This is a genomic window from Paraclostridium dentum (assembly GCF_048568265.1).
GTDB lineage: Bacteria > Bacillota > Clostridia > Peptostreptococcales > Peptostreptococcaceae > Paraclostridium > Paraclostridium dentum.
In genome coordinates, this window is sequence record NZ_CP183813.1 from 397,907 (window position 1) to 421,184 (window position 23,278).

Sequence of the window (23,278 nt, forward strand, 5' to 3'; positions counted from 1 at the left end):
AAAAGTGTTGACGATGTTAAATTAAGGTGGTATAGTATTACTTGTCCTTAAGAAACGGACGAAACACAAAAGAGAAAATGAACTTTGAAAATTAAACAGTAGGTTAATTATAAAAATTCTTTTTTAAAGAATTAAACACAAACAACCAAGCCAGATATTCAGATAATGATTAGCTGAGCGATGGACAACTTTTTGAATTATATTTGAGAGTTTGATCCTGGCTCAGGATGAACGCTGGCGGCGTGCCTAACACATGCAAGTCGAGCGATCTCTTCGGAGAGAGCGGCGGACGGGTGAGTAACGCGTGGGTAACCTGCCCTGTACACACGGATAACATACCGAAAGGTATACTAATACGGGATAATATATGAAAGTCGCATGGCTTTTATATCAAAGCTCCGGCGGTACAGGATGGACCCGCGTCTGATTAGCTAGTTGGTAAGGTAATGGCTTACCAAGGCAACGATCAGTAGCCGACCTGAGAGGGTGATCGGCCACACTGGAACTGAGACACGGTCCAGACTCCTACGGGAGGCAGCAGTGGGGAATATTGCACAATGGGCGAAAGCCTGATGCAGCAACGCCGCGTGAGCGATGAAGGCCTTCGGGTCGTAAAGCTCTGTCCTCAAGGAAGATAATGACGGTACTTGAGGAGGAAGCCCCGGCTAACTACGTGCCAGCAGCCGCGGTAATACGTAGGGGGCTAGCGTTATCCGGAATTACTGGGCGTAAAGGGTGCGTAGGTGGTTTTTTAAGTCAGAAGTGAAAGGCTACGGCTCAACCGTAGTAAGCTTTTGAAACTAGAGAACTTGAGTGCAGGAGAGGAGAGTAGAATTCCTAGTGTAGCGGTGAAATGCGTAGATATTAGGAGGAATACCAGTAGCGAAGGCGGCTCTCTGGACTGTAACTGACACTGAGGCACGAAAGCGTGGGGAGCAAACAGGATTAGATACCCTGGTAGTCCACGCCGTAAACGATGAGTACTAGGTGTCGGGGGTTACCCCCCTCGGTGCCGCAGCTAACGCATTAAGTACTCCGCCTGGGAAGTACGCTCGCAAGAGTGAAACTCAAAGGAATTGACGGGGACCCGCACAAGTAGCGGAGCATGTGGTTTAATTCGAAGCAACGCGAAGAACCTTACCTAAGCTTGACATCCCACTGATCTCTCCCTAATCGGAGATTTCCCTTCGGGGACAGTGGTGACAGGTGGTGCATGGTTGTCGTCAGCTCGTGTCGTGAGATGTTGGGTTAAGTCCCGCAACGAGCGCAACCCTTACCTTTAGTTGCCAGCATTAAGTTGGGCACTCTAGAGGGACTGCCGAGGATAACTCGGAGGAAGGTGGGGATGACGTCAAATCATCATGCCCCTTATGCTTAGGGCTACACACGTGCTACAATGGGTGGTACAGAGGGTTGCCAAGCCGCGAGGTGGAGCTAATCCCTTAAAGCCATTCTCAGTTCGGATTGTAGGCTGAAACTCGCCTACATGAAGCTGGAGTTACTAGTAATCGCAGATCAGAATGCTGCGGTGAATGCGTTCCCGGGTCTTGTACACACCGCCCGTCACACCATGGAAGTTGGGGGCGCCCGAAGCCGGTTAGCTAACCTTTTAGGAAGCGGCCGTCGAAGGTGAAACCAATGACTGGGGTGAAGTCGTAACAAGGTAGCCGTATCGGAAGGTGCGGCTGGATCACCTCCTTTCTAAGGAGTAATTGCCTACTGTTTAATTTTGAGAGCTTATTGTTCTCAAAATTAGTACTTAATTGTACTTTAGTACTTTGAAAACTGCATAACATTTAGTGATGATTAAATAAACCAATTTTAAGAGAAGAAAACTCTTTAAAAAATAACACTTTTAATAACTGGTCAAGTTATTAAGGGCGCAGGGCGGATGCCTTGGCACTAAGAGCCGATGAAGGACGCGATAAGCTGCGATAAGCTTCGGGGAGTTGCACGTAAACTTTGATCCGAAGATTTCCGAATGAGGAAACTCACTTAGAGTAATGTCTAAGTATCATTAAGTGAATACATAGCTTAGTGAGGGGAACCCGGGGAACTGAAACATCTAAGTACCCGGAGGAAAAGAAAGAAATTCGATTCCGTAAGTAGCGGCGAGCGAACGCGGAATAGCCCAAACCAGTGAAGTTTTCTTCGCTGGGGTTGCGGACACATCATCAACAAAGAGGTATCGTAAACGAAGAGAGTTGGAAAGCTCCGCTATAAAGTGTAATAGCCACGTAGTTGAAACGAGAAGACTTTAGATGTGATCCAGAGTACCACGGGACACGTGAAACCCTGTGGGAAGCAGGAGGGACCATCCTCCAAGGCTAAATACTACTTAGTGACCGATAGCGCATAGTACCGTGAGGGAAAGGTGAAAAGAACCCCGGGAGGGGAGTGAAATAGAACCTGAAACCCTGCGCTTACAAGCTGTGGAAGCACTTTATATGTGTGACCGCGTACTTTTTGTAGAACGGGCCAACGAGTTACGATAGTAAGCTAGGTTAAGTACTTAAGGTATGGAGCCGTAGTGAAAGCGAGTCTTAAATGGGCGTTAAGTTTGCTGTCGTAGACCCGAAACCGAGCGACCTATCCATGAGCAGGATGAAGCGAAAGTAAAATTTCGTGGAGGTCCGAACCCACGAGCGTTGAAAAGCTCGGGGATGACTTGTGGATAGCGGTGAAATTCCAATCGAGCTCGGAGATAGCTGGTTCTCCCCGAAATAGCTTTAGGGCTAGCCTCAAGGTTGAGAAATACGGAGGTAGAGCACTGAATATCCTAGGGGGCATTGCGCTTACCGAAGATTATCAAACTCCGAATGCCGTTATTTTATACTTGGGAGTCAGACTGTGGGTAATAAGATTCATAGTCGAGAGGGCAACAGCCCAGATCGTCAGCTAAGGTCCCTAAATGTAAGTTAAGTGGTAAAGGATGTGGGATTGCATAGACAACCAGGATGTTGGCTTAGAAGCAGCCACTCATTTAAAGAGTGCGTAATAGCTCACTGGTCGAGTGATCCTGCGCCGAAGATTACCGGGGCTAAAACTTACTACCGAAGCTACGATATCATTTATGATAGGTAGGGGAGCTTCCTATGCAGGCTGAAGCATGACCGTAAGGACGTGTGGACAGTATAGGAGTGAGAATGTTGGCATGAGTAGCGAGACGTGGGTGAGAATCCCACGGGCCGTAAACCCAAGGTTTCCAGGGGAAGGTTCGTCCGCCCTGGGTTAGTCGGGACCTAAGCCGAGGCCGAAAGGCGTAGGTGATGGACAACAGGTTGAGATTCCTGTACCACCGATAATCGTTTGAGAGATGGAATGACACAGTAGGATAAGCTAACCACACTGTTGGTTATGTGTGGCTAAGTACTGAGGCAGTCAAGGCAGGCAAATCCGCCATGATAATGCTGGGGTACGATGGGGAGCGAAATTAAGTAGCGAAGTAGCTGATTTCACACTGTCGAGAAAAGTTTCTATCGAGATTAAAGGTGCCCGTACCGCAAACCGACACAGGTGGGTGAGGAGAGTATCCTAAGGCCAGCGAGAGAACTGTTGTTAAGGAACTCGGCAAAATGACCCCGTAACTTAGGGAGAAGGGGTGCCACGTTAGGGTTAACGCCCGAGGTGGCCGCAGAGAATAGGCCCAAGCGACTGTTTACCAAAAACACAGGTTTCTGCTAAGTCGCAAGACGATGTATAGGAGCTGACGCCTGCCCGGTGCTGGAAGGTTAAGGGGATCTGTTAGGATTTATCCGAAGCAGTGAACTTAAGCCCCAGTAAACGGCGGCCGTAACTATAACGGTCCTAAGGTAGCGAAATTCCTTGTCGGGTAAGTTCCGACCCGCACGAAAGGCGTAACGATTTGGGCACTGTCTCAACAACAGACTCGGTGAAATTGTAATCCCGGTGAAGATGCCGGGTACCTGCGACAGGACGGAAAGACCCCATGGAGCTTTACTGTAGCTTGACATTGAATTTTGGTGCTACATGTACAGGATAGGTGGGAGGCTATGAAATCGGGACGCCAGTCTCGGTGGAGCCATCCTTGGGATACCACCCTTGTAGTACTGAGATTCTAACCAGATACCTTGAATCAGGTATTGGGACACTGTCAGGTGGGCAGTTTGACTGGGGCGGTCGCCTCCCAAAGAGTAACGGAGGCGCTCAAAGGTTCTCTCAGCACGGTCGGAAATCGTGCGTAGAGTGTAAAGGCAGAAGAGAGCTTGATTGCAAGACATACAGGTCGAGCAAGGACGAAAGTCGGACTTAGTGATCCGGTGGTTCCGCATGGAAGGGCCATCGCTCAACGGATAAAAGCTACCCTGGGGATAACAGGCTTATCTCCCCCAAGAGTCCACATCGACGGGGAGGTTTGGCACCTCGATGTCGGCTCATCACATCCTGGGGCTGTAGTAGGTCCCAAGGGTTGGGCTGTTCGCCCATTAAAGTGGTACGCGAGCTGGGTTCAGAACGTCGTGAGACAGTTCGGTCCCTATCCGTCGCAGGCGTAGGAAATTTGAGGAGACCTGTCCTTAGTACGAGAGGACCGGGATGGACGTACCTCTGGTGTACCAGTTGTTCTGCCAAGGGCATGGCTGGGTAGCTATGTACGGAATGGATAAGCGCTGAAAGCATCTAAGCGCGAAGCCAACTTCAAGATAAGATTTCCCACCGTAAGGGTAAGATCCCAGGAAGACTACCTGGTTGATAGGTCGGAGGTGTAAGTGCAGCAATGTATGTAGCTTACCGATACTAATAGATCGAGGACTTGACCAAGATTATTTGAGCAACGGGATAAATATGAATGTATATGAATATTTAGACGTTGGCGAAATGATCACGGTGAATTTTAATCTACAAATGTTATTCAGTTTTTAGAGTACTAACTCTAAATAAAGATTATGCGGTTATTACAGCAAAGAGGATACACCTGTTCCCATTCCGAACACAGAAGTTAAGCTCTTTAGCGCCGATGGTACTTGGTGGGAAGCTGCCTGGGAGAGTAGGACGTAGCCGCGTAATCTTTTTTATTTTACGTGGATTTGTGGTGGTTAAGGTTTAGTTTGCACTTGGGTCATAAAGCTGAAAAGATGCTTTGAATGACCACGGCGTTGCAAACTAAACCTTAACCACTTTTTTGATATGTAAAATAAAGAAGAATTACGCTTATACGGTATGAGATAAAGGATAATAAAAGATGTTTTGAATGACCACGGCGTTGCAAACTAAATCCTAACCACTTTTTGTTGTGTAAAATAAAAAAGAAGTGCTTTTGCACTTCTTTTTTTTATACTTCTCTTCTTGGAATTTCCATTTCGATAGCTTCTTCTATTTCTTTTAGTGTGTTGTGATCTTTAGGATCAACGAACATACAAGTGTAACCTTCTTCACCAGCTCTTCCTGTTCTTCCTATTCTATGAATATAAGTTTCAGCATTTTCAGGAATGTCATAGTTATATACATGAGATACACCACTTATATCTAATCCTCTTGAAGCAACATCTGTTGCAATTAGATATTGTATATCTGCGTTTCTAAATGATTTCATTATTCGTTCTCTATGGGATTGTTTTATATCACTATGAAGTTTAGCACAGTTGTACTTTCTTCTATGTAGAACTTCTTCAAGTTTATCGACTCTAGCTTTAGTTCTACAGAAAATTATTCCCATGAATGGATTGTCTGAATCAAGCACAGCACATAGAGCATCTTGTTTTCCTCTATCTGTAGTTTCAACTACATTTTGCTTTATATTAGTAAGAGTTATCTCTTCCTTTTGAACACTAACTACAGAAGGATTATTCATATATTTATATGCTAATTTCTTAACAGCAGAATCCATTGTTGCAGAGAAACAAAGCATTTGACGATTTTTAGGAGTTTGTCTAAGTATTGTTTCAACTTCAATCCTAAATCCCATAAATAGCATTTGATCTGCTTCATCTAAAACTATTACTTTTAATTTACTAAGGTCAATAGTTTCTCTCTCTATATGGTCTAATAATCTACCAGGAGTAGCTATAACTAAGTGAATATTCTTTTTTAGTTTTTTTAATTGTGCGCCTATATCTTTTCCACCATACATTGCTAATAAATTTATATCAGTATCTTCACAAAGTTTTTCTGCTTCTTTTGTTATTTGTATAGCAAGTTCTCTAGTAGGAGAAACAATTAAAGCTTGTACATGTCCAAGTTCAGGCGAAATATTTTCTAATATAGGTAGTAAAAATGCTAAAGTTTTACCAGTACCTGTTTGAGCTTCAGCGATTATGTCATTACCAGATTTTATAAGTCCAATACTTTCCTCTTGAATAGGAGTAGGGTTAGTTATTCCCATTATTTTTAATTTTTCTATCGTATTATCATTAATTCCTAATTCTTTAAAATTCATATTATTTACCTCTCAAAATATTGCTAATTTAATTTAAGACAACCTATTAATAATATCATAATAAGGTTATTAATTCTAACTATATTATAAATTATGGTCATAATTTTATGAATATATATGCAAAAGTTTATTATTTGATTAAAAGTGCAAATAAAAAAGTCCTAAAATAAGAACTTTTTTAATAAAATGTTTTTTATTTGAAAACTTTTTTCTAAACACTTAAAAAATATTTAAAAAAACTAAAAAAAATATTAATATTACTTTAATACGAAATTAATCAATGTTGCTTATGATGCATTCAAATAACAATAAAACTTCAGAGAAGAATGTATTAGGTGGGTTTTTTAAATTTGGGAATTTTTCAAAGCCTTTTAAAATTATGGGAAAATCAGAAAGTTTAGCAAGTGTAGAATTTTCATTGCCAACAAAACTAATTATTTTAATATCATTATTTTTAGCTGTTTGAACTACATCTAATATGCTAGAGCTTTCACCTGAATTTGATATAGCTATTAGTAAAACATCTTTAGAGTTAGATTTATCTAAAAGTTGTAGATGAGTATTAGCTATACATTTAAATCCATTTATAACAAAACGCTCGCTCATATAATTTGCAATCATTTGAGAATATCCGACTCCTAGTAACATTATTAATTTGCTTTTAGATTCTTTTAGTGTTTTAGATAAAGGAACTAAATTTAAGTTTAGTTGGTTATATGCATTTGAAAATATATCTACATTAGTATCTGTATCATTAGATTTGCTAGAGTAAGATATATTGTAAATCATATCTGAGTAACCTTCAAAACCTAGTTTTTTACAAAGTTTATATATAATAGTTGTTGAAGTAAAGTTGTCCTGAGCAACTTTTCGTATACCTATTTTTTTCAAGTTATCAATATTATCATATAGATATTTTAAAATATTTTGTTCTATTTTAGATAGTTGGTACTTATCACGAAGATATTCAAAATTCATATTTAACCACCTCAAAGGCTATTATATATGAATTTTTAAAAAATATAAATAAAAATATATGGAGGTAGACATCATGGCTGAAAAATTTATAAAAGACCCATGGGCAAGAATAAAAACTCGTAATGGGTTAAATGGAGATGAGGTTATATCATCACTTCAAAAATCAATAAGAAGAGGGCTAGAGGAGCAAGCTTGTGAGTTTGCATATGAAATGTACATAACATCACCTCAGATGGAAGAGAAACTGTGGAGAAGGTTATTAACTATAACGGTAGAGGATATAGGTATGGGAGATCCTATGGCATGTATTATAGTAAACAATTTGTATGAAATGAGAAAGCAGTTTTCTTATGCAGATGGGGATAGACCGATATACTTTATACATGCAATAAGATATTTATGTAAATGTCAAAAAGATCGTTCGAGTGATTTATTAAAAAATATAGTTATAAAGGGATTTGCAATGGGTAAAATCCCGGAAATTCCAGATTATGCACTTGATAAGCATACTGTAAGAGGGGCAGAAATGGGAAGAGATTCATTCCACTTTTTAAATGAGGCTAGTAAAGTTATACCTCAAATGGAAGTAGATAATGACTACAAAGAGAGATATGGAAAAATATTAGAGGTATACAAACCAGAAGATGCAGTAGAAAGTGCATTCCAATATAATCCTTGGCAAGAATAAAAGCTAGAATTTATAAAAAGGGAGATTGTTTAAATGGGACAAAGTAAGCTTTTAGATAAATTAGATAAAGTATTATCTCCTATTGGAGCTAAAATTGGGAGTCAGAGACATTTAAATGCTATTTCAACAGGTATGATGATGACCTTACCACTAATAGTAGTAGGATCGTTATTTTTAATAATAGCAAATCCTCCTATAAATCCTGAGTTGGTTGATCCTAATAATAGTAATATATTTATACAGTTTTTACTATCATGGAAAGAATTTGCAGTTGAAAATTATTCCACTATAACAGCTCCATTTGATATGACAATGGGTCTTCTTGGATTAATGTCTGCATTTGCAATAGCTTATACGTTAGCTAGCAATTACAAAATGAATGCAGCTATGTCTGGACTTATATCAACATCACTATTTTTTATGATTTGTGCGCCTAGCAATGATGGAAATATACCAATGTCATTTTTAGGGGCAGATGGACTGTTTGTAGCGATTATAATAGGAATTGCATCGGTTGAAATAAGTAGGTTAGTAGATAAAATGAATTGGAAGTTTAACTTGCCTAGCTCAGTTCCTTCTGCTGTTTCATCTTTTATAAATACATTAATACCTCTTTTATTAAACATAGTTGTATTATATGGTTTAAATGTAATTATAATAGCAAATACAGGAATGAGTTTACCTCAGTCTATAATGAGCATACTTACTCCAGCTCTTAGTGTAGCTGATAATATATGGGGATATTTAATGCTTATTACCTTTGGTAATCTTTTATGGCTATTTGGAGTAAATGGGACATCTATAATATTTCCAATAGCATTTGCATTAGGGCTTAGCAATACGGGGCTAAATTCAGATTTAGTAGCGGCGGGACAAGATCCTAATGTTTTAATGAATTTACAAATGTTTAGAATTGCAATTTTAGGTGGAGCAGGAAATACATTGGGGTTAGCTATGTTAATGGCTAAAAGTAAATCTACACACTTAAAATCATTAGGTAGACTATCTATTGTACCTGGTATATGTGGAATAAATGAACCTATAATATTTGGAGGTCCTATAGTATTTAATCCTATACTTGCTATACCATTTATAATAACTCCGATTATATCAGTAGCACTTACTTATTTTGCACAAAAGATAGGATTTATAACTTGTGGGTATATAGTAGATCCATCATTTACACCATTCTTTGCACAAGCATACTTATCATCTATGGATATTAAAAATGTTATATTTGCATGTGCATTAGTATTAATAAGTGTAGTTACATATTATCCATTCTTTAAAGTATATGAAGGAAATATGATAAAGAAAGAATTAGAAGAAAATAATGAAGATGAAGATTTTAGTTTTGATGAAATAGATTTTGCATAAAAAATAAAAAGAGAAGTATAATGCTTCTCTTTTTATGTTATATAAAACGAATAAATGCTAAGACAATAAGCATTAATCCAGAAAGCCAAGAAAGATTTAAATCTACTTTCTCTATAAACTTTTTACCTATATGAACTCCTATAAAAAGGCAGCAAGTTCCTATAATAAAAGATAACACAACAACCTGTAAATGATTTATTGATACTAAACTACTACCGAATCCAACAGCTAAACTATCTAATGAAAGAGCAACTGCTAAATATACAGCTTCTTTAAGTGTAAGCGTTTTGGACTTATCATAATCTGCTTTCGTTTCATTAGCATAAATTTCTAAAACAAATTTAAAGTCAAACACTTTAAAGGTCAAAGGCGCACCTGTACTAGAAAATTTTCTAACATAGGTTTTGAAAAAAGATTCAAATAATCTAAAAAAACCAAGTGATAGTAATAATGCAAAACTTAAAACACTTGCGGTACTTGGAGATAAAAAATCTTTTAAAAATCCACCAAGAGCTAAAGCTATCCAAAGAAATAAGGAACAAACTAAATTTATTACTAAATTAGAATAAAAAGGGATTTTTATTCTATCGGTCCCATAAGCTATACTAGCTACAAAAGTATCTATACATAAAGAAGAAACTAAAATTAACGACTCTATCAACTAAATTCACCCCTAATATATAAAATGATTAATAATATATTATTAAATTAGGGACAAATTAGTGCACAAATATTAAAGGCACCCATGACAGGTGCCCTTAATTAATATTCATAATTACTATTAAAATATCTTTTTATAAATGTTTCACAAGTATTATTTAAAGAGTTGATTTGAACATCTGAAGACTTACAAGCACCATTAAAGTTGTATGTACAGTTAGAAGCACTGCAAATTATATTTTTAGAAGAAGTTTCACTTTCACATACAGAACTTGTCATTTTAGCAGAACTATCTGCTTCAACAAATGTTTTACAGTAAGTTTCTGGTGTAATGTCAGCATCGAATCCTTCTATATGAATTACAGACGCAGAGCATACTCCGCTATTATTAAAAGTACAGTTTGTAGATAAACACTTAATCAAAAAAACACCTCCCACTACAATATAAATATATTATTGAGTCAAGCTGGAAAAAATATACTGAAAATTTAAATAGAAATTAAAAAAATATATTGCAAATAGTTCTTAAATGATTTAGAATAGTAAGTCCTAAGATAAATAGATTAAACATTTAGTAGATATTTTGATTAAACTAACTCATTTGGAGTTAGTTTTTTTTTATTGATTTTAGAAAATACACTAGAAAAATATAAAAATTTATGATATTATTTTACTTTAAATTGGGTTATAGTTATATATGATATGAAATGGATACGTGAAAAATAAAGACTATAATCTATTTATATTATTTTTTTATTTATTTAATTTAATTTTAATTTATTTTTTGAAAAATATCTACTAAATTTACAATTTATCTAGGAGGAAGAACAATGAAAATAGGATTTGATCACAAAAAGTATTTAGAAGAGCAGTCTAAATATATCTTAGAGAGAGTTAATAACTATGATAAGTTATACTTAGAATTCGGTGGGAAGTTAATGTTTGATCTTCACGCTAAAAGAGTTTTACCAGGGTTTGATGAAAATGCAAAAATAAAAGTATTACAAAACTTAAAAGAGAAACTAGAAGTTGTGATATGTGTTTATGCAGGTGACATAGAAAGAAATAAAATAAGAGGAGACTTTGGTATCACTTATGATATGGAAGTTTTAAGATTAATAGATGATTTAAGAGCATATGAATTAGATGTTAACAGTGTTGTTATAACAAGATTTGAAGGACAACCTGCAACAACAGTTTTTATAAATAAATTAGAGCGTAGAGGTATAAAAGTATATAAACATGCTCCAACAAAAGGATACCCAAGTGATGTAGATACTATAGTTAGTGATGAAGGATATGGAGCTAACCCATATATAGAAACAACTAAACCTATAGTAGTAGTAACAGCACCAGGTCCAAATAGCGGAAAGTTAGGAACTTGTTTAAGTCAGTTATACCATGAAAACAAAAGAGGAAATGAAGTTGGATATTCTAAATTTGAAACATTCCCAGTTTGGAATGTGCCATTAAAACATCCTTTAAATATAGCATATGAAGCTGCAACAGTAGATTTAAAAGATGTTAACATGATAGATTCATTCCACCTTGAAAAATATGGACAAATGTCAGTTAACTATAATAGAGATTTAGAATTATTCCCTGTTTTAAAGAAAATAATAGAAAAAATAACAGGAAAAGAATCTGTTTACCAATCTCCAACAGATATGGGTGTTAACAGAGTAGGATATGGAATAGTTGATGATGAAGTAGTTCAAGAAGCTTCAAGACAAGAGATAATAAGAAGATACTTCAAAACAGCTTGTGAATATAAAAAAGGACAAGTTGATAAAGGTGCTTACGATAGAATTAAACTTATAATGGAAGAATTAAATTTAAAGCCAGAAGATAGAAAAGTTGTAATACCAGCTAGAGAATATAGTGCTAAATTAAAGGAAGTTTCAAATACTCCTAACGATATATGTCCAGTAGTTGCATTAGAACTTAATGATGGAACTATACTTACAGGAAAAGCTTCAGAAACTATGAATGCAACAGCTGCAGCAGTTTTAAATGCTATAAAACATTTTGCAAATATAAATGATGATATGCACTTAATATCACCTGTAGTTTTAGAACCAATTATAAACTTAAAAGCAAATACTTTAGGTAATAGAAATGTTGCTTTAAGTTGCGAAGAAATTCTAACAGCATTAAGTATATGTGCAGTTACAAATCCAACAGCTCAAGCAGCTATGGAAAAATTAAGTATGTTAAAAGGTGCTCAAGCACATTCAACTACTATGTTAAGTTTAAATGATGAACAAACATTTAGAAAATTAGGAGTAGATACAACTTCTGATCCAGAATATCCATCAGCTAACTTATATCAAAACTAATTACAGATATATAACCGTATTGTAAAATTACAATGCGGTTTTTTTATGAATATTTCGGCAAGGAGGTGTTTTAGTGGACAGTGAAAGAAAAATAATTCATATAGATATGGATGCATTTTATGCATCTGTAGAGCAAAGAGATAATCCTAAGTTAAAGGGAAAACCAGTTATAGTTGGAGGAAGTCCAGAAGGAAGAGGAGTAGTTGCTACATGCTCATATGAAGCAAGAATATTTGGAATACACTCAGCTATGCCATCTAGTGTAGCTTATGTACGTTGTCCTCATGCAGTTTTTGTACCTCCAAGATTTGAAGTATATCAAAAAATATCGTATCAAATAAGAGAAATATTTAAAAGATATACAGATATAATAGAGCCTTTATCTTTAGATGAGGCATACTTAGATGTAACTGTAAATAAAAAAGAAATAAAATATGCTACTACAATTGCAAAACAAATAAAAGAAGATATAAAAAATGAAATAGGAATAACAGCTTCTGCAGGTGTATCTTATAATAAATTTTTAGCCAAAATTGCATCAGATTATAAAAAACCTAATGGACTAACAGTTATAACTCCAGATAAAGCGCAGGAATTTATAGATGATTTACCTATTAATAAATTTTTTGGAATTGGGAAGGTAACTTCTAAGACTTTAAAAATGATGGGCATAAAAAAAGGATATGATCTAAGAAATATGACTTTAATTGAGCTAGAGCAGATCTTTAAGAAAAAAGGATATGATATGTATAATTTTGCTCGAGGTATAGATAATAGACCAGTTCAAATTAGTAGAGAAAGAAAATCTGTAGGATCAGAAAGTACTTTTATTTCAAATGTATACTTTGACTCAGATGAATTAAATGAACATATAAAAGATGTTGTAAAAGACGTCTGTAAGAGATTAAATTATATTAATAAATGTGGAAAGACTATAACCATTAAAATAAAATATGCAGATTTTAAACAGGTTACAAAAAGAAGAACATTAGAATCTCCAATAAATACATATAATGATATATTAAAAAATACAAATATTTTAATAGAGAAAGTAAAAAATAAAGAAAGGCAAATTAGATTAATTGGAGTAACTATATCTAATTTACTAGACTGTGAAAAAGAAGAATACCATAATATCTCATTGTTTGATAAACTGTAAAATAGGTATATATATACTTGGAAAATATTGATAAATAGCAAATCTATTAACAAACTTAAATATTTTAAAGTTAAATATTTAAGTTTGTTAATGAATATGATATTATATAAAATAATAAATTTAAAAATGGAGGTCGATTATGGGGAAACAAACAACAGATTTAGGTAAAGGTAGCGTTGGAAAATTATTATTTCAATTAGCTTTACCTGCTATAATAGCTCAGCTAGTTAATGTTTTATACAATATAGTTGATAGAATTTTCATAGGTAGAATGCCTAATGGGGAGCTAGCAATGGCTGGTGTTGGAGTAGCATTTCCAATAATAATGATTGTATCAGCATTTAGTGCATTAGTAGGTATGGGGGGAGCTCCATTAGCTGCTATAAAAATGGGGGAAAAAGATAATGATGGTGCAGAAAAAATAATGACTAACAGTTTTTCTACACTAGTAATAATAGCAATTATATTAACGATATCTCTTTTAATTTTTAAAGAAAACATACTTTGGGCTTTTGGAGCTAGTAAAGATACAATAGGATATGCAAATGATTATATTGGTATATATCTTATAGGAACCTTGTTTGTGCAAATTGGTTTAGGTCTAAATCCTTTTATAAATACTCAAGGTTTTGCTAAAACAGGTATGATAACAGTATTAATCGGAGCAATAATAAATATAGTACTGGATCCGATTTTAATCTTTGGACTTAATATGGGTGTTAAAGGAGCAGCTTTAGCAACAATAAGTGCACAGTTTGTTTCTGCAGTATGGGTTTTATTATTCTTAGTCGGAAAGAAAAGTGTTCTTAAGATAAGAAAGAAATATATAATTCCAAATTTAAAAGTTATTGGGCCTATTTTACTTTTAGGTATATCACCATTTATAATGCAAGCAACTGAAAGTTTAGTAATTATATCTATGAATAACAATCTTGCTAAATATGGTGGAGACTTAGCCATAGGTGCAATGACTATAATGAGTAGTGTTATGCAAATAATATTATTACCTATGATGGGGTTAACTCAAGGAGCACAACCGATAATAAGTTTTAACTATGGAGCGGATAAGTTAGATAGAGTTAGAAAGACATTTAAACTATTATTAGTAAGTTGTTTAGTTTATACAACTTTAATGTGGGGAGCTATAATGATATTCCCACAAGTATTTGTATCTATATTTAATAGCAACCCTCAACTTGTAGAAATAACTGTATGGAGTATGAGAATTTACTTTGCGGGAATACTACTATTTGGAGCACAAATTGCTTGTCAGCAAACATTCCTTGCTTTAGGTCAAGCAAAGATATCTATGATATTAGCTTTACTTAGAAAGATAATATTATTGATACCATTAATATTTATATTACCAATATTCTTTGAAAATAAATTACAAGGGGTATTAACAGCTGAGCCAGTTGCAGATATAACTGCAGCAATTGTAACGATAATATGCTTTAGTGTATTTTACAAAAAAACTTTATCTATAGATCATGCAATACAACCAACAGTAGAAATTGCGAAAACTAAAGATGAGTAATTTAAAAAGCTATGGTAAATAAAATTTACCATAGCTTTAAATTTATATAAATTTATTATATACATATAACTAAAGGGTATATAATAATAAGAGATAGTTAAAACATAGGAGGATTAAATATGAATGCAATTATAGATTTACACTGCCATACTATTTCAAGCGGACATGCATATAGCACACTTAAAGAGAATATAGATGAAGCCAAATTAAAAGGGCTAAAGTATGTAGGTGTATCAGACCATGCTCCTAATATGCCTGGAAGTACACATCCTTTTTATTTTGGAAATTTAGGCGTTATAAAAGAAGAAATAAATGGAGTTAAAGTGTTAAAAGGAATAGAAGCTAATATAATGGATTTTGATGGTAATATAGATATTCCAAGTGATGTAGTTGGAAAATTAGATTATGTTATTGCTAGCTTCCATCCACCGTGCATAAATCCTGGAAACATACATGAAAATACAAAAGCAATATTAAATGTAATGGAAAATAAAGAGGTAAAAATAATAGGACATTTAGACGATAGTAGGTATCCTGTTGATTATGAAAAAGTTGTATTAAAAGCTAAGGAAACTAATACTTTACTAGAGATAAACAACTCTTCATTAAGAACTAATAGCTTTAGGGTTGGAGCAATAGAGAATGCTAAAGTTTTATTAAATCTTTGCAAAAAACATGATGTTAAGGTTATTTTAGGTAGTGATGCACATATATACTATCAGGTTGGTAATTTTGAAAATTGTACAAAAACACTAGAAGAAGTAAATTTCCCAGGAAATTTAGTGGTGAATTTTAACGAAGAATATATAAAAGAATATTTTTTTGGAAAGTAAAAACAATTAATAATATCAAATAATATATCGTTAGTGATATAATAGTATATGATTAAATACAAAAATTATATAAACGTTTACATAGGAAGGGATGAAGTTTAATGGAGAACAATCAAACTATGCAAGAACTTTTAGAGCAACAAGAAAAAGAAATGAGTAGTATAAAAATAGGTCAAACAGTAAGCGGAAAAATAACTAAAGTATTATATGATGAGTTACATTTAGAATTAAATTATGGATTTGAAGGAATTATATCTATATCTGAACTTATATTAGCTAAAGATGAAACAATAGAAGATAAGTATAGTGTTGGACAAGAAATAAGTGGAGAAATAACTAAGATAAATCGTAAAGATGGAACAATGTATTTATCAGCTAAAAAAGCTGTTATTGAAGCTACTAGAAAAGAGCTAAAAGAAGCTTTAGATAACCATACTATATTAACTGTTCATGTAGAAAGAAGCATTGAAAAAGGACTATTTGCAAGTTATAAAACAGAGACTGTATTTATACCGTTATCTCAAATAGATGTTACATTTGTAAACAATACAGCTGCATATGTAGGACGTGATTTAGAAGTTTACATGATAGAAATGGATTTAAGAAGAAATAGAATAGTTGCATCTCATAGAGAAGTTGCTCATGAAAGAATAGAAGTTGAAAAGGCAGCTAAAAGAGAAAAAATGAAGGCTGATAGAGAAGCTGAAAGAGCAAGAGTTAAGCAAGCTAAAGAGGATTTATTTAACTCTCTTGAAATAGGTCAAAAAAGAAGTGGTAAAGTAAGTAAAATAATGAACTATGGAGCATTCATAGATTTAGGTGGAATAGAAGGCTTAGCACATATAAATGAATTAGCTTGGCATAGAGTAGAATCAGTTGAAGATGTAGTAAAAGAAGGACAAGAAGTAGATGTATATATTATAAAAATAGACAAAGAAAATAAAAAAGTAGGACTAGCTATAAAAGATATAAACAATGATCCGTGGAATTCTGTAAAAGAAGAAATGCAAGTTGGAGATATTGTTAATGTTAAAGTTTTAAAACTTATAGAAAGAGGAGCTTTTGTAGAGGTTAAACTTGGAGTGGAAGCATTCTTACCAATATCTCAATTAAGCGAAGATAGAGTTATGAAAGTATCTAATGTTGTTAATGTTGGAGATATAATAGACGTTATGATAATAGATATAAAAAATAAAGATAAAAGAATGGTTGTATCATTAAAAGAAGCTACAAAAGAGCCTGAAGAAGATTACTCTGAATTTTTAGAGGTAGAAGAGTCATTAGGATCATTAGGTGATTTATTTAAAGATAAATTCAAAGATTTAAAATAAAAGAAGTGATAAAAATAGTATCTAGTTTTAGCTAGATACTATTTTTATTGTCATATTATAAAAGTATGCATAAAAATATAAGTATTAACTTTTTATTGAATATAAAAAAATACTATGATATACTCAACTTGTAAAAATGAATATAAGGCTAGGGGAGCTATAATTGGATAGTTGAGAAGTAAAGCCATAACTTTCAGACCCTAAAAACCTGATCAAGGTAATTCTTGCGTAGGGAAGCTTAATATAGTAAATAAGCATTATTTTTGATGTATATGAAAGCGTTCTCTGAAAAAGAGGGCGCTTTTTTGCGCAACAGACGAAGTTGTTTGAGTAACGGGACACGAGTTTACCGAGTGGACGTTGACGACATGAAATTTGAGCTACATGAAGTGGTTCGCAGACGTAGTCGCTCAAGCAAAGCGAATTTTATATTTAAGGAGGAATATATGAAGGTAAATGGGAAAGAGATTTGTTTAAAACCTGGGACTACGATTTTAAACTTACTAGATGAATTAAAACTTAAAGTTGATAATGTTGTTGTAGAAGTTAATCTAGATATCATTGAAAATCATCAATATAGCTCATATATATTAAAGTCAGATGATATCGTAGAAGTTATAAGGTTTGTGGGAGGGGGCTAAAGTGAAGCTGTTTATAAATGAAACTTTAGAAACTTTAAATGAGACTGAAGTAAGTATTAATTTTATAAAAGAAAGATTTAAAAAGAATGCAGATGTAGTTATTCTAAATGGATATCCTATTTCAGAAAATAAATTTTTAAAAGATGGAGATAGAGTTACATTAATAAAAAAAGGAGAAAATCCTACATTTGAGGAGTTAGAAAGTTTAATGGTAGCAAGGCATACTCCAAATATACATTCTAGTTTGAAAAAAGGTAAAGTCGTTGTTTTAGGACTTGGAGGTCTTGGTTCTAATATCGCTATATCACTTGCAAGAATAGGAGTAGGACATCTGATATTAGCAGACTTTGATGTAGTTGAACCATCTAACTTAAATAGGCAACAATACTTTATAAGTGATATAGGTAAGTATAAAACAGATGCGATTAAAAATCATATAAAAAATATAAATCCATTTATAAAAATAGATACTGTAAATAAAATTATAGATTCATCAAATATAAATGAATTTGAGGATGTAGATATTATAATGGAGGCATTTGACAATCCTAGATACAAAGCTGAAATTGCAAGTTTTGTATTAAAGAATATGAAAAATAAATACCTTATTTCATCATCTGGAATGGCAGGTTTTTATGATTCTAACATAATAAAAACAAGAAAGATAAAAGATAAATTTTTTATATGTGGGGATGAAGTCAGTGAAGCAAAAGAAGGGGATGGACTTATGGCACCTAGAGTATCGATTTGTGCAAACCATATGGCTAATCTAGCTACAAAGATATTGATAGAATACATAAAATAGAGGGGGATAAAAATGGATAAATTAGTATTAGGGGGACATGAATTTAACAGCAGATTATTAATAGGAACAGGGAAGTATGGCTCAAATGAGATTTTGCCAAAAGTTATAGAATCAAGTGAAAGTGAGATTATAACTGTAGCATTAAGAAGAGTTGATTTAGATAATAAAGATGAAAATATTATAAGTCATATTCCAAAAAAAATGACTATACTACCAAATACTTCAGGTGCAACAAATCATGTTGAAGCAGTTAGAATTGCTAGGATATCTAGAAAAATGGGATGTGGAAATTTCATAAAAATAGAAGTGATAAGTGATTCTAAGTATTTATTACCAGATAACGAAGAAACTATAAAAGCTACTAAAATTTTGGCGGATGAAGGATTTATAGTATTGCCGTATATGACACCAGATTTATATGCAGGAAAAAAACTTGTAGAAGTTGGAGCAGCAGCAGTTATGCCATTAGGCGCACCAATTGGATCTAATAGAGGACTTAAGATGAAAGAAATGATAAAAATTATGATTGATGAAATAGATATACCGATAATCGTTGATGCAGGAATAGGGAAGCCTTCACAAGCTATGGAAGCTATGGAAATGGGAGCAGCTGCGGTACTAGTTAATACTGCAATATCTAGTGCTCAAGATTCAGTGAAAATGGCAAATGCATTTAAATTAGCTGTTGAAGGTGGAAGAGAAGCATATCTAGCTAAAGCTGGTAGAGTAACAAATTATGCAAATGCATCATCACCTTTAACAGGATTTTTAAGCGAGGTAGGTGTTTAGGATTGGGTTTTTATAAATTTATAGATTCATATAAAGATTTTAATATAGATTCTTATTTGAACAATGTAAGCGATGAAGATGTTTTGAGAAGTCTACAAAAGGATAGCTTAGATGAATATGACTTATTAAACTTACTATCAAAAACAGCAACTAAGTATCTTGAACTAATGGCCCAAAAGGCAAATGAAATAACAAATAGATACTTTGGAAAAACTATACTTTTATATACCCCTATGTATATTTCAAATTTTTGTGTAAACAAATGCGTATACTGTGGTTACAATATAGATTCTGATATAAAGAGAAAAAAACTAAATGTAGATGAGATATACAATGAAGGACTAGCTATATCTAAAGATGGATTTAAACATTTATTACTTTTAACAGGAGAAAGTAAAATCCATTCAGATGTAAAATATATAGGAGATGCTGTCTCTGTTTTAAATGATATTTTCCCATCTATAACAATAGAGGTTTATCCAATGGATGAGGATGAATATATATACCTATATGAGAAAGGAGTTGAAGGTATTACTATATATCAAGAAACATACAATGAAAAAATATATAAAAATGTTCACTTAAAAGGACCTAAATCTAATTATAAATATAGATTAGATGCTCCAGAGAGAGCTGCAAAATCTGGAATGAGAAGTATATCTATAGGAGCTTTATTAGGACTTAATGATTTTAGAGAAGAAACTTTTTTTACTTTAATGCATGGAAGATATATAAGAAATAAATATCCTCAAGTTGATGTATCATACTCAATACCTAGAATAAGACCTTTTAAAGGGTGTTATGAAAATCTTATAGAAGTTAGTGATAGAGATTTAGTACAAGTTATGATAGTTATGAGGTTGTTTGATAATCAAGGCGGAATAAATTTATCTACTAGAGAAAGTTTAAGTCTAAGAAAAAATTTAATTCCTCTGGGAGTTACAAAATTAAGTGCGGGAGTATCTACTAATGTAGGGGGACATTCATTAGATGGAGAGGGAACAGAACAATTTAAAATAAGTGATGAAAGTAGTATATTACAAATAAAAAAAATGCTTAATGATATAGGCTACCAACAAATATTTAAAGATTGGGAAAGATTTCAGTGTACCTTATAACTAATAGACATTTATGTAATGAGAAAAGATATTTAGAAATATTAGAAGAAGCATCTTTTAATGGTGTTGAAAATATTATATTAAGAGAAAAAGATTTGAAAAATGATAAGTTAAAAAACCTGTATTTTAAAACTAGAGAACGTGTAAATAAAGAAACGAAAATTATAATAAATAGTAATTATGAAATTTTCAACTCAGTAGATGCTGATGGGATACATATGCCGTTTGATATGTTTAAAAAATTTAAGAATAAACTTGAATATAAAGAAAAGATTATTGGAGTATCTACACATAGTATAGAAGAGATTATTGAGGTGAAAAAATATTCAGTTTCCTATTTAATATTTTCACATATATATGAAACTAAGTGTAAATTTGATTTAAAGCCAAAGGGAATAAGTTTATTAAAGCAAGCTCAAAGTGAATTAAATGGATATGATATAAAGTTAATAGCACTAGGAGGAATTTTACCAAATAATTCGAAAGAAACTTTAAATTGCTGTGATGATATCGCAGTTATGTCTAGTATTATGGAATCGGATAATGTAAAAGATACAATTAAAAGTTTTTTATAAATAGGCTATCCTAAAACCATTGAATAAATGGGTATAGGATAGTTTTTTACGTTTGAAATTTACATGTAATAGATACAATGAAAGCACATTATGAACTAATTTTGAATACTATTAATGAAGAGTTAATATAAATATTTTTAAATTTGTTTTTTAGGGGGAAAATAAATGTATAGAAAAGAAGTCAATTATAGACCTATGTTTGATGGAGTAGATTTAACCATAAAACTAGGAGATGGAGCGTATGCAACGCCTATATGCTTTGACAATGGAGCAACAACACCTCCTTTTAAATGTGTAGACAGAGAAATTTTAAAACACATGCAAATGTATGGATCTATAGGTAGAGGTAAGGGGCCGAAATCAGAGTACTCAAATAGAGTTTATGAAAAATGCAGAGATTATATGAAGGAATATTTTAACTTAAAAGATGATGATAGATATACAGTAATATTTACAAAAAATACAACAGAAGGAATAAATTTATTAGCAAATGCATTGATAAATAGCAAATATGATAAAGTTATTACTACAAGAATGGAGCATCATGCCAATGACCTCCCATGGAGGTACAATGCAAATGTTATTTATATAGATGTAGATAATCAAGGAAAATTGAAAGTAGATGATATAGAGGAACAATTAATTAAAAATAAAGGGGAAGTTAAGTTTGTAAGTGTAACTGGAGCATCTAATGTAACTGGATATGTAAATCCAATACATCATATAGCCAAGTTAGCACATAAGTATGGTGCAAAAATTATTGTTGATGCAGCTCAATTAGCTCCACATAGAGAAATCAATATGAAAGGAACTGGAAATGATGACTCTATAGATTTTTTAGTATTATCTGCACATAAAATGTATGCACCATATGGAAGTGGAGTAGTTGTTGGTCTTAAAGAAGATTTAGAAGATAAAGAACCATTTTTAAAAGGTGGAGGAGCTGTAGACTTAGTATTTGACTATGATATTTATTGGAGTGAATTACCATCAAGATTTGAAGCTGGAACTCCTAACTATTTAGGTGTTGTAGCTTTGTACACAGCTATGAATAAACTAAAGGAAATTGGATTTGATAAAATTCAAGAACATGAAGAACTTTTGAAAAATAGACTTATAAAAGGTCTTGAAGATATTGATAGAGTAGTGCTTTATGGAGACTCAAATGACAAAGATAGATTAGGCGTTATTACTTTTAATGTAGACGGTATAAATTTTGATTCAGTAGCTGATAGATTATCATATATTAGAGGGATTGCTGTAAGACAAGGGGCGTTTTGTGCACATACTTATGTAAGAAGATTACTTGGAATAGATGATGCAGAAGCTCAAAAACTATTAAATAGAGATTGTAAAGTAGCTGGTATGGTTAGAGCTAGTTTAGGGCTTTACAACACAACCGAAGAAGTGGATGAATTTTTAAATACTATGGAATTTATGATAAATAGATGCAGACACTTTGAAAATAATATATTTTAATTTATGTGAATAATATAAATCTTTGGTAGAAAACTAAGGATGAGGTGATAATTATGGATAAACATGATGAACTTATAAAAGAGCTAAATAAGTTTTTAAGAGGCGTTCATATGGGAGCAGACACATTTAGAGTTTATCAAGATAAAGCTGAAAATAAAGAATTGAGAAGTGAGCTTACAAAAAGTATGGTAATATTTAGAGAACAGGACGAAAAAGTAAGCTCGTATATAAAGCAACTTGGTGGAGAGCCTGCTACTTCACTAGGTGTAGCAGGAGAAATGGCGAGTATGTTTGAAAAATTAAAGGATATGTTTATAGATAATGACAAGGAATTAATTAAACATACTATAAATGCTATTGATATGGGAATAGAAGGTGGAAATAATTTATTACATTCATATAAAGATGAACACCTAGATAAAAGTATATTCCAACACTTAAATGAAATGGTAAGTCAATATAAGGTTATGAAAAATAAATTTGAAATAATGTACAAATCACTTTAATAAAAAGCTTGATTATATTTTATATAATCAAGCTTTTGTTATTTAAAAGAAAAAATAATATAGCAAAAA

Annotated in this window: 18 protein-coding genes, 3 rRNA genes and 1 riboswitch; of the genes, 17 read left to right on the plus strand and 4 right to left on the minus strand. The window is 33.0% G+C overall.

Going from position 1 to position 23,278, the window contains the following annotated elements; all coding sequences use genetic code 11:
* Positions 1–199 precede the first annotated feature (199 nt).
* From ACN6I1_RS01705 to rrf, 3 genes are all read left to right on the plus strand, one after another.
* Positions 200–1,701 (plus strand): 16S ribosomal RNA (locus tag ACN6I1_RS01705).
* 163 nt (positions 1,702–1,864) lie between these two features.
* Positions 1,865–4,779: ribosomal RNA gene (locus ACN6I1_RS01710) — 23S ribosomal RNA — on the plus strand.
* 126 nt (positions 4,780–4,905) lie between these two features.
* A 5S ribosomal RNA gene (gene rrf / locus ACN6I1_RS01715) occupies positions 4,906–5,022 on the plus strand.
* The 16S, 23S and 5S rRNA genes sit together here, the layout of an rRNA operon.
* A 268-nt stretch (positions 5,023–5,290) precedes the next feature.
* Here the strand turns inward: rrf and ACN6I1_RS01720 are convergent.
* Together ACN6I1_RS01720 and ACN6I1_RS01725 are read right to left on the minus strand one after the other, a co-directional pair.
* Entirely contained in the window at positions 5,291–6,394 is a 1,104-nt protein-coding gene (locus ACN6I1_RS01720; RefSeq protein ID WP_419742516.1) for a DEAD/DEAH box helicase, read from the minus strand.
* Between the two features lie 273 nt (positions 6,395–6,667).
* Positions 6,668–7,372, minus strand: coding sequence for a MurR/RpiR family transcriptional regulator (locus tag ACN6I1_RS01725; RefSeq protein WP_419742517.1), 705 nt, complete (start codon positions 7,370–7,372; stop codon positions 6,668–6,670).
* A gap of 73 nt (positions 7,373–7,445) precedes the next feature.
* Between ACN6I1_RS01725 and ACN6I1_RS01730 the strand changes: the two genes are divergently transcribed.
* Together ACN6I1_RS01730 and ACN6I1_RS01735 are read left to right on the plus strand one after the other, a co-directional pair.
* Positions 7,446–8,060 (plus strand): hypothetical protein, encoded by a 615-nt coding sequence (locus ACN6I1_RS01730; protein ID WP_419742518.1) that lies wholly within the window; start codon positions 7,446–7,448, stop codon positions 8,058–8,060.
* 33 nt (positions 8,061–8,093) lie between these two features.
* The gene (locus ACN6I1_RS01735; protein ID WP_419742519.1) at positions 8,094–9,437 is read left to right on the plus strand and encodes a PTS sugar transporter subunit IIC; all 1,344 of its coding nucleotides are present in this window, start codon (positions 8,094–8,096) and stop codon (positions 9,435–9,437) included.
* A 37-nt stretch (positions 9,438–9,474) separates the two neighbouring features.
* Here ACN6I1_RS01735 and ytaF read toward each other — a convergent pair whose 3' ends face one another.
* Together ytaF and ACN6I1_RS01745 are read right to left on the minus strand one after the other, a co-directional pair.
* Positions 9,475–10,098, minus strand: a complete 624-nt coding sequence (gene ytaF / locus ACN6I1_RS01740) for a sporulation membrane protein YtaF (RefSeq protein WP_419742520.1) — start codon at positions 10,096–10,098, stop codon at positions 9,475–9,477.
* A gap of 101 nt (positions 10,099–10,199) precedes the next feature.
* Positions 10,200–10,520 (minus strand): DUF1540 domain-containing protein, encoded by a 321-nt coding sequence (locus ACN6I1_RS01745; protein ID WP_419742521.1) that lies wholly within the window; start codon positions 10,518–10,520, stop codon positions 10,200–10,202.
* A 407-nt stretch (positions 10,521–10,927) separates the two neighbouring features.
* Here ACN6I1_RS01745 and ACN6I1_RS01750 point away from each other — a divergent pair, with 407 nt between their 5' ends.
* From ACN6I1_RS01750 to ACN6I1_RS01805, 12 genes are all read left to right on the plus strand, one after another.
* Positions 10,928–12,436 carry a DUF1846 domain-containing protein gene (locus ACN6I1_RS01750; protein ID WP_419742522.1) on the plus strand — a complete coding sequence of 503 codons (1,509 nt, stop codon included), beginning with the start codon at positions 10,928–10,930 and terminating at the stop codon, positions 12,434–12,436.
* Positions 12,437–12,509: 73 nt separating this feature from the next.
* Positions 12,510–13,595 carry a DNA polymerase IV gene (dinB, locus tag ACN6I1_RS01755; protein ID WP_419742523.1) on the plus strand — a complete coding sequence of 362 codons (1,086 nt, stop codon included), beginning with the start codon at positions 12,510–12,512 and terminating at the stop codon, positions 13,593–13,595.
* Positions 13,596–13,734: 139 nt separating this feature from the next.
* Positions 13,735–15,132 carry an MATE family efflux transporter gene (locus ACN6I1_RS01760; protein ID WP_419742524.1) on the plus strand — a complete coding sequence of 466 codons (1,398 nt, stop codon included), beginning with the start codon at positions 13,735–13,737 and terminating at the stop codon, positions 15,130–15,132.
* A 119-nt stretch (positions 15,133–15,251) separates the two neighbouring features.
* Positions 15,252–15,965, plus strand: a complete 714-nt coding sequence (locus tag ACN6I1_RS01765) for a phosphatase (RefSeq protein ID WP_419742525.1) — start codon at positions 15,252–15,254, stop codon at positions 15,963–15,965.
* Between the two features lie 101 nt (positions 15,966–16,066).
* The gene (locus ACN6I1_RS01770; protein ID WP_419742526.1) at positions 16,067–17,296 is read left to right on the plus strand and encodes a 30S ribosomal protein S1; all 1,230 of its coding nucleotides are present in this window, start codon (positions 16,067–16,069) and stop codon (positions 17,294–17,296) included.
* A 140-nt stretch (positions 17,297–17,436) separates the two neighbouring features.
* Positions 17,437–17,548, plus strand: a riboswitch (TPP riboswitch).
* A gap of 194 nt (positions 17,549–17,742) precedes the next feature.
* Positions 17,743–17,937, plus strand: a complete 195-nt coding sequence (thiS, locus tag ACN6I1_RS01775) for a sulfur carrier protein ThiS (protein ID WP_419742527.1) — start codon at positions 17,743–17,745, stop codon at positions 17,935–17,937.
* A 1-nt stretch (position 17,938) separates the two neighbouring features.
* Positions 17,939–18,742 (plus strand): sulfur carrier protein ThiS adenylyltransferase ThiF, encoded by an 804-nt coding sequence (gene thiF, locus ACN6I1_RS01780; RefSeq protein ID WP_419742528.1) that lies wholly within the window; start codon positions 17,939–17,941, stop codon positions 18,740–18,742.
* Positions 18,743–18,754: 12 nt separating this feature from the next.
* Entirely contained in the window at positions 18,755–19,531 is a 777-nt protein-coding gene (locus ACN6I1_RS01785) for a thiazole synthase (protein WP_419742529.1), read from the plus strand.
* A gap of 2 nt (positions 19,532–19,533) precedes the next feature.
* Positions 19,534–20,649, plus strand: coding sequence for a 2-iminoacetate synthase ThiH (gene thiH / locus ACN6I1_RS01790; protein WP_419742530.1), 1,116 nt, complete (start codon positions 19,534–19,536; stop codon positions 20,647–20,649).
* Positions 20,637–21,224, plus strand: coding sequence for a thiamine phosphate synthase (locus ACN6I1_RS01795; protein WP_419742531.1), 588 nt, complete (start codon positions 20,637–20,639; stop codon positions 21,222–21,224). Before thiH ends, ACN6I1_RS01795 begins: the two co-directional genes overlap by 13 nt.
* Positions 21,225–21,389: 165 nt before the next feature.
* Positions 21,390–22,703, plus strand: a complete 1,314-nt coding sequence (locus ACN6I1_RS01800; protein WP_419742532.1) for an aminotransferase class V-fold PLP-dependent enzyme — start codon at positions 21,390–21,392, stop codon at positions 22,701–22,703.
* A gap of 53 nt (positions 22,704–22,756) precedes the next feature.
* Positions 22,757–23,209 (plus strand): DUF2383 domain-containing protein, encoded by a 453-nt coding sequence (locus ACN6I1_RS01805; protein WP_419742533.1) that lies wholly within the window; start codon positions 22,757–22,759, stop codon positions 23,207–23,209.
* Positions 23,210–23,278: the final 69 nt, after the last annotated feature.

What these genes read in the sequence shown, in the direction of transcription:
- ACN6I1_RS01720 (WP_419742516.1), bottom strand. Translation starts at nt 6,394, where the DNA reads ATGAATTTTAAAGAATTAGGAATTAATGATAATACGATAGAAAAATTA.
- ACN6I1_RS01760 (WP_419742524.1), top strand. Translation starts at nt 13,735, where the DNA reads ATGGGGAAACAAACAACAGATTTAGGTAAAGGTAGCGTTGGAAAATTA.
- ACN6I1_RS01750 (WP_419742522.1), top strand. Translation starts at nt 10,928, where the DNA reads ATGAAAATAGGATTTGATCACAAAAAGTATTTAGAAGAGCAGTCTAAA.
- ACN6I1_RS01765 (WP_419742525.1), top strand. Translation starts at nt 15,252, where the DNA reads ATGAATGCAATTATAGATTTACACTGCCATACTATTTCAAGCGGACAT.
- ACN6I1_RS01725 (WP_419742517.1), bottom strand. Translation starts at nt 7,372, where the DNA reads ATGAATTTTGAATATCTTCGTGATAAGTACCAACTATCTAAAATAGAA.
- ACN6I1_RS01800 (WP_419742532.1), top strand. Translation starts at nt 21,390, where the DNA reads ATGTATAGAAAAGAAGTCAATTATAGACCTATGTTTGATGGAGTAGAT.
- ACN6I1_RS01735 (WP_419742519.1), top strand. Translation starts at nt 8,094, where the DNA reads ATGGGACAAAGTAAGCTTTTAGATAAATTAGATAAAGTATTATCTCCT.
- ACN6I1_RS01805 (WP_419742533.1), top strand. Translation starts at nt 22,757, where the DNA reads ATGGATAAACATGATGAACTTATAAAAGAGCTAAATAAGTTTTTAAGA.
- ACN6I1_RS01785 (WP_419742529.1), top strand. Translation starts at nt 18,755, where the DNA reads ATGGATAAATTAGTATTAGGGGGACATGAATTTAACAGCAGATTATTA.
- thiS (WP_419742527.1), top strand. Translation starts at nt 17,743, where the DNA reads ATGAAGGTAAATGGGAAAGAGATTTGTTTAAAACCTGGGACTACGATT.
- ACN6I1_RS01730 (WP_419742518.1), top strand. Translation starts at nt 7,446, where the DNA reads ATGGCTGAAAAATTTATAAAAGACCCATGGGCAAGAATAAAAACTCGT.
- ACN6I1_RS01770 (WP_419742526.1), top strand. Translation starts at nt 16,067, where the DNA reads ATGGAGAACAATCAAACTATGCAAGAACTTTTAGAGCAACAAGAAAAA.